Origin of the sequence: Serratia odorifera (assembly GCF_041448735.1) — a bacterium.
Taxonomy (GTDB): Bacteria; Pseudomonadota; Gammaproteobacteria; order Enterobacterales; family Enterobacteriaceae; genus Serratia_F; species Serratia_F odorifera.
Genome location: NZ_JBGMUT010000003.1, coordinates 439747 through 447017 on the forward strand (window position 1 = coordinate 439747; position 7271 = coordinate 447017).

8 protein-coding genes are annotated in these 7271 nt (G+C 61.5%); 7 read left to right on the forward strand and 1 reads right to left on the reverse strand.

Annotation, left to right across the window (positions count from 1 at the left end; genetic code table 11):
• Positions 1–2 precede the first annotated feature (2 nt).
• The 6 genes from ACCC84_RS12460 to ACCC84_RS12485 are packed head-to-tail and all read left to right on the forward strand — an operon-like array spanning position 3 to position 6127.
• Positions 3–530, forward strand: coding sequence for a cupin domain-containing protein (locus ACCC84_RS12460; protein ID WP_371901955.1), 528 nt, complete (start codon positions 3–5; stop codon positions 528–530).
• Positions 527–1345, forward strand: coding sequence for an alpha/beta fold hydrolase (locus ACCC84_RS12465; protein WP_371901956.1), 819 nt, complete (start codon positions 527–529; stop codon positions 1343–1345). The genes ACCC84_RS12460 and ACCC84_RS12465 overlap by 4 nt, the downstream gene beginning before the upstream one ends.
• The gene (locus ACCC84_RS12470; RefSeq protein ID WP_004958948.1) at positions 1342–2136 is read left to right on the forward strand and encodes an SDR family oxidoreductase; all 795 of its coding nucleotides are present in this window, start codon (positions 1342–1344) and stop codon (positions 2134–2136) included. Before ACCC84_RS12465 ends, ACCC84_RS12470 begins: the two co-directional genes overlap by 4 nt.
• Before the next feature lie 12 nt (positions 2137–2148).
• Complete coding sequence (locus ACCC84_RS12475) at positions 2149–2937, forward strand: aspartate dehydrogenase (protein ID WP_371901957.1); 789 nt, start codon at positions 2149–2151, stop codon at positions 2935–2937.
• Between the two features lie 24 nt (positions 2938–2961).
• Complete coding sequence (locus ACCC84_RS12480; RefSeq protein ID WP_004958952.1) at positions 2962–4431, forward strand: aldehyde dehydrogenase; 1470 nt, start codon at positions 2962–2964, stop codon at positions 4429–4431.
• A gap of 55 nt (positions 4432–4486) precedes the next feature.
• Positions 4487–6127: a thiamine pyrophosphate-binding protein gene (locus ACCC84_RS12485; protein WP_039991767.1), complete on the forward strand. Its 1641-nt coding sequence runs from the start codon at positions 4487–4489 to the stop codon at positions 6125–6127.
• Positions 6128–6159: 32 nt separating this feature from the next.
• Here the strand turns inward: ACCC84_RS12485 and loiP are convergent, their stop codons facing one another.
• Entirely contained in the window at positions 6160–6912 is a 753-nt protein-coding gene (gene loiP / locus ACCC84_RS12490; RefSeq protein ID WP_004958957.1) for a metalloprotease LoiP, read from the reverse strand.
• Positions 6913–7149: 237 nt separating this feature from the next.
• On the opposite strand from loiP, the gene ACCC84_RS12495 reads away from it, so the two are divergent.
• The coding region (locus tag ACCC84_RS12495) for a thiamine pyrophosphate-binding protein (RefSeq protein WP_171996282.1) at positions 7150–7271 on the forward strand (122 nt) is incomplete at its 3' end.

Genomic DNA, 7271 nt, shown 5'->3' on the forward strand with positions numbered 1-7271 from the left:
CCATGTCACAGATTGAGCAAAAAAACGCGATCAAGCCGCAGGATATGACCATGGCGAACTGGGTGGAATCACGCATCGCCCGTTTTGAAGGTCGTAAATATGACTGGAACGCGCTGAAGTTCCAGGCGGATTTCGATGCCAAATACCGCCGTGCGCAGATGCGCTACATCGGCACCGGCGCTACCGGCGTCGCCAGCGACGTTAACACCGTGCCCGCCGGCAACTTCACTTTCTCGACCATGGTGCTGCCGTCGAAATGCGAAGGGCCGCTGCATTTGCACGACGACGTTGAAGAAGTGTTCTTCATGCTGAAAGGCAGCATCACGCTGATGATTCAGGACGGCGAGGCGTATTACGAAACGGTGCTGAAAGAGCGCGATCTGATTTCGGTACCGGCAGGCATTTATCGCGGCCTGTTTAACCATGGCGAAGAAGAGGCGCTGATGTGCGTGATGCTCGGCACCGCCAAGCCGGAAATCCCGACCTATCCGGCGGACCATCCTTTGTCGAAAGTGAAGCGCAACGGATGAACGCATTGCCGGAACGCCGACAGGCGAACTGTAACGGCCATCTGTTGAGCTGGCGCGAAGCCGGGCAGGGCCGACCGGTAGTGTTGCTGCATGGTATCAGTTCCGGCTCGGCGTCATGGGTGAAGCAGTTGACCGACGCGCGCCTGGCTGCCGGGCATCGGTTGATCGCCTGGGATGCGCCGGGTTATGGCGGCAGCGCGCCGCTGGCCGACGCTCAGCCGGATGCCGCCGCTTACGCCCGCGCGTTGGCGGCGCTGATCGACCATTTGCAACTGGCGCAGCCCCTGGTGATCGGCCATTCGCTGGGCGCGCTGATTGGCAGCGCCTATGCGGCGGAGTATCCGTATGGCCTGAACGGCTTGGTGCTGGCGGATCCGGCGCAGGGTTATGGCAGCGCAACGGCAGAAAAACGCCGGCAGGTTTATCAGCAGCGCCAGCAGATGATGGCAACGCTGGGGCCGCAGGGTTACGGCGAACAACGGGCGGCGGCGTTGTTACGTGAAGGCGCCGACCCGCAGGATATTGCCTGGGTGCAGAGCGCTATGCGGCAGCTCAATCCATCCGGTTTTCTCAGCGCCGCCTGGATGTTGGCCAATGACGATATCGGCGCTTATTTGATGCGTTATCGCGGCCCGTTGCAGGTGTGGTGCGGCGACGTTGACCAGATTACACCACCGGCAGCGGTAGGCGAACTGGCACAACGGCAGGATGCCGAACTGCGGTTGATAACCGATGCCGGACACGCCAGCTACCTTGACGCGCCGTCGGTGTTTAACCGTTATATGCAGGAATTTACGAGGGCAATCCAAGCATGAATTTCCAGATAGAGGGACGGGTAGCGGTCGTGACCGGCGGCTCCTCGGGCATCGGTTTCGAAACCCTGCGGCTGTTGCTGGCGGAAGGCGCGCGGGTGGCGTTCTGCGGCCGCAACCAGGACAAGCTTGACGCCGCGCTGGCGCAGCTGCGCGAGGCGTTTCCGCAGGCGGAGATCGTCGCCGCACGTTGCGATGTGCTGGACGCCGCGCAGGTGGCGCAATTTGCCGCCGAGGTCACGCAGCGCTTCGGCGGCGTGGACATGCTGATCAACAACGCCGGGCAGGGCTTTGTTGCCGATTTTGAGCAAACGCCGCGCGAGGCCTGGCTGCATGAAGCCGAACTGAAACTGTTCGGCGTTATCAATCCGCTGCAGGCGTTCCTGCCGGCGCTGGAGCGCTCGGACATCGCCTCGATCACCTGCGTCAACTCTCTGCTGGCGTTACAGCCGGAAGAGCACATGATCGCCACCTCGGCGGCGCGTGCGGCCTTGCTGAACATGACGCTGACATTGTCAAAACAGCTGGTCGACAAAGGTATTCGGGTTAATTCGATTCTGCTGGGCATGGTGGAGTCTGGTCAATGGCGTCGCCGCTTTGCCGAGCGTAGCGACCAGCAGCAGAGCTGGGAGACGTGGACGGCGGCGATCGCCGAGCGGCGAGGCATCCCGATGAAGCGATTGGGTAAACCGCAAGAGCCGGCGCGGGCGTTGCTGTTCCTGGCGTCGCCGATGGCCTCCTTTACCACCGGAGCGGCGCTGGACGTGTCCGGCGGCTTCAACCGACATCTGTAAGCAGGAGCGACAATGAAAAAGATCATGATGATCGGCTACGGTGCGATGGCAAAAGAAGTGCTGGCGCGTTTGCCGCAGGGGGTCGTGCCAGGGTGGATCGTGGCGCGTGACGCACATCATGCAGCGATTGCCGAAGCCTATGGCGATCGGGTGCCGGCGTTGACCGATCCGGCGCAATGTGACGGCCGGCCGGATCTGGTGCTGGAGTGCGCCAGCCAGCAGGCGGTGGCGGAATTTGGCGAAGCGGTGGTGCAGCGCGGCTGGACGCTGGCGGTGATTTCAACCGGCGCGCTGGCGGACGCGGCGCTGCAATTACGCATTCAGCAGGCCTGCCAACGCCACCACGGGCGGTTGTGGGTGCTGTCTGGTGCCATTGCCGGTATGGACGGGCTGGCGTCTGCGCGCGAGGGCGGGTTGGAGAGCGTGACCTATCAAGCCAGCAAAAGCCCGGCCAGCTGGCGCGGCAGCCTGGCGGAAAAACTCATTGATCTGGATGCGGTCAGCGAAACGCAGGTGTTCTTTGACGGCACGGCGCGCGAGGCGGCACGGCTGTTCCCGGCCAATGCCAACGTTGCCGCCACCATCGCCCTGCATGGCGTGGGGATGGATGCCACCCGGGTTCGTTTGCAAGTGGATCCGCATACCCGCCACAACAGTCATCAATTACGGGTCAGCGGCCGCTTTGGCGAATTCCAGATGCAGCTGAGCGGCAATCCGTTGGCCGGCAACCCGAAAACCTCGACGCTAGCGGCGTTAAGCGCGGTGCAAGCCTGCCGCCGTTTGGTCGACGGCGGCTGCTAGCTGCCGAACTGTAGGAGTCATAGCATGGAAACGTTAAAGATCTTCCTGGCCGGGCGCTGGCGTGAAGGGCGCGGCGAACTGATGCAATCGCGATTCCCGGCCGACGGCTCGCTGAATGCCGAACTGCATGCGGCCAACCTCGACGACGTCAACGATGCGGTTGCGGCAGCGGAACGCGCCTGGCGTGCGCCTGAATGGCGGCAGCAGCTACCGCACCAGCGGGCGGCGATCCTGCAGCGCGTCAGCGAGCTGATCGTCGAGCAGTTGGAGCCGTTGGCGCAGTTGCAAACCCGCGACAACGGCAAACCGCTGGCAGAAACCCGTGGACTGGTGGCCAGCGCGGCCGCCACCGCGCGTTATTTTGCCGCCGCCTGCGAAGTGCTGGAGGGTGAACTGCCCACCCAGCGCAGCCACGACGCGATGACGCTCAGCCAGTACCAGCCGCTGGGGGTGATCGCCGCCATTACGCCGTGGAATTCACCGATTGCCAGCGAAATGCAGAAAGTGGCTCCGGCACTGGCGGCGGGCAATGCGGTGATCCTCAAACCCGCTGAAGCGACGCCGCTGATGGCGCTCAAACTGGCGGAACTGTTTGAACAGGCCGGATTGCCGGCCGGTTTACTCAGCGTGTTGCCGGGCAAGGGCTCGGTGATTGGCGAAGCGCTGGCGCGTCACCCTTTGGTGAAAAAAATTTCGTTTACCGGCGGTACCAGCACCGGCCGCCATTTGGCGCACGTAGCGGCAGAAAAGCTGATCCCGACCTCGCTGGAGCTGGGGGGCAAGTCGCCGACCATGGTATTGGCAGACGCGGATCTGGAGCAGGCGGCGCGCGGCATCTGCTACGGCATTTTCAGTTCCGCCGGGCAGGCGTGCATCGCCGGTTCGCGGCTGTTCGTGCACCGTTCGCTGTACCAGCCGTTGCTGGCGCGGCTGTGCGAACTGGCGAGTGGGCTGCGCGTCGGCAACCCGTTACAACCTGGGGTACACCTTGGCCCGCTGATTAATGCCCGCCATCGGCAAAGCGTGGCCGATTACGTCGCGCTGGCGCAGCAGGAAGGCGGGCGAGTGCTGATCGGCGGCGAGATACCGGCGGATCCGCAACTGGCGAACGGCAGCTACTACCTGCCAACAATTATTGAGGGGCTGAATAACGAGGCCCGGGTGTGTCAGGAAGAAATTTTTGGTCCGGTGCTGGTGGCGATGCCGTTCGACGATGAAGCACAGCTGATTGAAATGGCCAACGATTCGGTTTACGGGCTGGCGGCGGGCATCTGGAGCCGTGATTTTCCGCGGGCGATGGCGCTGGCGTCGCAGTTGGAAACCGGCACCGTGTGGATCAACACCTATAAGACGTTCTCGATCTCGACGCCGTTCGGCGGCTTTAAACACAGCGGCCTGGGGCGTGAAAAAGGGCTGCACGGCATCAAGGCGTATATGCAGCAAAAGAGCGTGTATCTGGCATTAAACCACCAGATCAACCGCTGGAGCGACTAAGCGTCAATTGGTACAGATGATTACTTTTGCATACCCTCATAAAAGAAGGCAGATGATGAGCGATAAAATAACGGTAGGCGAGGCGATAGCCCGGACTCTGGAGCACTACGCGGTGTCGGCGATTTACGGCATCATCTCGATCCACAATCTGCCGATTGCCGACGCCGTCGGGCAGCGCGGGGCGATCCGCTTTGTGCCGGCGCGCGGCGAAGCGGGGGCGGTGACCATGGCAGACGCGCATGGACGGTTTTCTGGCCTGGGCGTGGCGCTGACCAGCACCGGTGCGGGCGCCGGCAATGCGGTCGGGGCAATGATTGAAGCGCTGAACGCCAACACGCCGCTGCTGCATATTACCGGTCAGGTGGAAAAAGCCTATCTTGACGCCGACGCCGGGTTTATCCACGAAACCAAAGACCAGTTGGGCTTCCTGCGCGCCTGTTCAAAAGCGGCCTATCGCGTCAATTCACCGGAACAGGCGGTGGCGGTGATCCAGCGTGCAATCCAGCAGGCGCAGACCGTGCCGTGCGGTCCGGTGGCGGTAGAAATCCCGATTGATATCCAAAGTAGCCTGGTGTCGAGTGCGGTGCTGACGCCGGCACGTTTGCCGCCCGCGCTGCCAGCAGCGGACGACGCCGCGGTAGAACGGCTCTACCAACGCCTGCGTGCGGCCAAACGTCCGCTGCTGTGGTTGGGGGGCGGCGCGCTATCCTGTGCGCCTGCGGTGAAGCAACTGGCGGACGCCGGGGTTGCGGTGATCTCCAGTACCCACGGGCGCGGCATTCTGCCAGACAGTCACCCGCGCAGCCTGCGGGCGTTCCATAATTCGCCGAGCATAGAAAAAATACTCAACCGCTGTGATTTGACACTGGTGGCCGGATCGCGGTTGCGCAGTAACGAAACCCGCACCTGGACGTTGCCGCTACCGCGCCCGCTGGTGCAGATTGATATCGATCCGGCGGCGGCCAACCGCAACTATCTGGCCGACGAACAGATCAACGGCGATTGCGCAGCCTTGCTGAGCGCGTTGGCGGCGCGTTATGCACCGCACGCCCGGGTGGATGCCGCATGGGATGCCGACATCGCCGCAGCGGTGCAGCAGGCGGAAACGGCGTTGCGCCAGCAGTCCGGCGAATACGTCAAGTTGAACGATGCCATCGCCGCAGCGCTGCCGAACGACGGTCTGCTGGTGCGTGATATCACCGTTTCAGGCAGCGTGTGGGGCAGTCGGCTGTTCCGCGCCGTGGCGCCGCTGTGCAACATCCATTCGCTGGCCGGGGCGATTGGTCTGGGGCTGCCGATGGCGATCGGCACGGCAATCGCCAACCCGCAGCGTAAGGTGGTCGGCCTGGTGGGGGATGGCGGTCTGGCTCTGGGACTGGGAGAACTGGCCACCATGGCGCAGGAACAGGCCAACATCACCCTGCTGATCATGAACGACGGCGGGTATGGTGTGATGCGCGGTATTCAGGACAAGTACTTTGCTGGCCGTCAGTATTACAATGAGCTGCATACGCCAGCGTTCGCGCAGGTAGCGCAAGCCATGGGGATCAAGGCCTGGAAGGTTGACGATGCGGCGCAGTTCAACGGCGTGCTGGCGGAAGCGATCAACTACCCGGGACCGACGGTGGTGGAGGTGGAGATGAAACGCGTCGGGCCACTGACCTTTGCCGGCCCGCCGCAGAAAACCCTGTATTGAAACCGGGCGAGGCCAGGCCTCGCCCCCAGGGGTTATTTACCTGCCGCAATGCGCTCGCGGATGTGCTGCGCGCGCGCTTCCGAGGACGGGTGGTCGTCAAACATGCTGCTTTGACGGCCGGCTTCCATCTTGGCCAGTTTTTCGAAGCTGGTCACCAGGCCGTTCGGGTCAATGCCGCGTTTTTTCAGCAGATCGAAGGAATAGTCATCCGCTTCGCTCTCCTGCTTTTGCGAGAACTGGGCGCTGACCAGCTTTTCGCCGATATCGGCCAGCTGCGACTGTGACAGGGAGCCGATAATGCCGCCGGTAGAGGCCGCTGCGGTGCGCAGAGCAACGGTGCCGTAGGCAACCTGCATCGCCTTGCGGGTATGACCCAGCGCCACGTGGCCCATTTCATGACCCAGTACGCCTTCCACTTCGTTGTCGTTCATCATGTCCATCAGCCCGCTGTAAACGCGGATACAGCCGTTGGCCATTGCCCAGGCATTGACGTCTTTCGTCAGGTAAACCTTATAGTTGGCCGGCGTGCCGTCGATATTGTCGCCCAGCGCCGCCGCGATTTTATTCAGACGTTTGGCATAGGAGCTGTCGGCCGGCGCGATTTGTGCCTTGCTGTCCATCTCGGCGCAGGATTTTACACTTAACGTTTTTACGTCGTCATTGCTTAGCGTTGCCGCTTGAAACGCCTGTGCGCCAGACTGCATCAGGGTATTGGTATCGAGGTTTTGACAGCCGCTTACCAAGGTGGCAATGCTTAATGCAATCAAAGAAGTACGAATTTTCATGAAGCCATCTTCCTGTGATAGTAACAAGGGGAACGTGTGATTTTAGCTGAAACAATCGGGTTGCAAGAGCCTAGTGTAGCTTGGCGCGGTGTGAAATAGTGATATTCCGAAAATCAGCCGATTGGTGCTAATAAGTCGTGAACTCGCTCTCATTTGGCATTAGGGATTGCCGTTTTAATACGGAGTCTGAGAAAATAGAAAACTTGACTGCTTTTTTAATCCGACCTGGAGTAAAACATGTCCTCTCGTAAAGAGCTTGCCAACGCCATCCGCGCACTCAGCATGGACGCCGTGCAAAAAGCAAAATCCGGCCACCCGGGTGCCCCTATGGGAATGGCGGATATCGCCGAAGTCCTGTG

Bases quoted from the DNA above. Each gene is read 5' to 3' on its own strand.
- ACCC84_RS12460 (WP_371901955.1), top strand. From the start codon at position 3: ATGTCACAGATTGAGCAAAAAAACGCGATCAAGCCGCAGGATATGACC.
- ACCC84_RS12465 (WP_371901956.1), top strand. From the start codon at position 527: ATGAACGCATTGCCGGAACGCCGACAGGCGAACTGTAACGGCCATCTG.
- ACCC84_RS12470 (WP_004958948.1), top strand. From the start codon at position 1,342: ATGAATTTCCAGATAGAGGGACGGGTAGCGGTCGTGACCGGCGGCTCC.
- ACCC84_RS12475 (WP_371901957.1), top strand. From the start codon at position 2,149: ATGAAAAAGATCATGATGATCGGCTACGGTGCGATGGCAAAAGAAGTG.
- ACCC84_RS12480 (WP_004958952.1), top strand. From the start codon at position 2,962: ATGGAAACGTTAAAGATCTTCCTGGCCGGGCGCTGGCGTGAAGGGCGC.
- ACCC84_RS12485 (WP_039991767.1), top strand. From the start codon at position 4,487: ATGAGCGATAAAATAACGGTAGGCGAGGCGATAGCCCGGACTCTGGAG.
- loiP (WP_004958957.1), bottom strand. From the start codon at position 6,912: ATGAAAATTCGTACTTCTTTGATTGCATTAAGCATTGCCACCTTGGTA.